The 1,522-nt window shown below is 66.1% G+C and carries 1 protein-coding gene; it reads right to left on the reverse strand.

The annotated features are described in order from the left end of the window. The coding region (gene ctaD, locus ACY1JF_RS31855; protein ID WP_462708752.1) for an aa3-type cytochrome oxidase subunit I at window positions 1-1,522 on the reverse strand (1,522 nt) is incomplete at both ends.

Below are 1,522 nucleotides of genomic sequence, written 5' to 3' on the forward strand. Positions count from 1 at the left end.
GAAGTTGTGCCGGGGTGGTGGGCAGGAGGTGGCCCACTCCAGGGAGCGTCCGTAGCCCCAGGGGTCGTCGACCTGGACTTTCTCGCCCCGCTGGGCGGTCTTCCACACGTTGTAGAGGAACGGCAGGGTGGACAGGCCCAGCAGGAAGGCGCCGATGGAGGAGACGGTGTTGAGGGCGGTGAAGCCGTCGGCGGCGAGGTAGTCGGCGTAGCGGCGGGGCATGCCCTCGGCGCCGAGCCAGTGCTGGACCAGGAAGGTGAGGTGGAAGCCGGTGAACAGCGACCAGAAGTGGACCTTCTCCAGGCGTTCGTCGAGCATGGTGCCGGTCATCTTGGGCCACCAGAAGCTGAAGCCGGCGAACATGGCGAAGACGACGGTGCCGAAGACGACGTAGTGGAAGTGGGCGACCACGAAGTAGCTGTCGGTGACGTGGAAGTCGATCGGCGGTGAGGCCAGCAGCACGCCGGTCAGACCGCCGAACAGGAAGGTGACGAGGAAGCCGGCCGCCCACAGCATGGGCGGTTCGAAGGAGAGCGAGCCCTTCCACATCGTGCCGATCCAGTTGAAGAACTTCACCCCGGTCGGCACCGCGATCAGGAAGCTCATGAAGGAGAAGAAGGGCAGCAGTACCGCGCCGGTGGCGAACATGTGGTGGGCCCACACGGTCACCGACAGGCCGGTGATGGCGATGGTGGCACCGACCAGGCCCATGTAGCCGAAGATCGGCTTGCGGGCGAAGACCGGGATGACCTCGCTGACCACACCGAAGAACGGCAGCGCCAGGATGTACACCTCGGGGTGGCCGAAGAACCAGAACAGGTGCTGCCACAGGATCGCCCCGCCGTTCTCGGCCGCGAACACCTGCGCCCCGAACCGCCGGTCGGCCTCCAGCACCAGCAGCGCGGCGGCCAGCACGGGGAAGGCCAGCAGCACCAGTACCGAGGTGAGCAGCACGTTCCAGGTGAAGATCGGCATCCGGAACATGGTCATGCCCGGGGCGCGCATGCAGATGATGGTGGTGATGAAGTTGACCGCGCCCAGGATCGTGCCGAACCCGGACAGTCCCAGTCCCATGACCCACAGGTCGGCGCCGACGTAGTCGGAGCGGAAGGCTCCGCTGAGCGGCGTGTAGGCGGTCCAGCCGTAGTCGGCGGCGCCCTGCGAGGTCAGGAAACTGGAGAGCACGATGAGCCCGCCGAAGGCGAACAGCCAGTACGACAGCATGTTCAGCCGGGGGAAGGCGACATCGGGCGATCCGATCTGCAACGGCATGATCGCGTTGGCGAACCCGGCGAAGGTCGGCGTGGCGAACAGCAGCAGCATGATCGTGCCGTGCATCGTGAACGCCTGGTTGTACTGCTCGGCCGACAGGATCTGCAGTCCCGGCCGGGCCAGCTCCGCCCGGATCACCATCGCCAGCAGACCGGCGACGACGAAGAAGCCGAACGACGTGATCAGGTAGAGATGGCCGATCTTCTTGTGGTCGGTGGTCGTCAGCCAGGACACGATCACCCGGCCCCGG

This window comes from Streptomyces sp. SYSU D01066-1 (assembly GCF_054956795.1).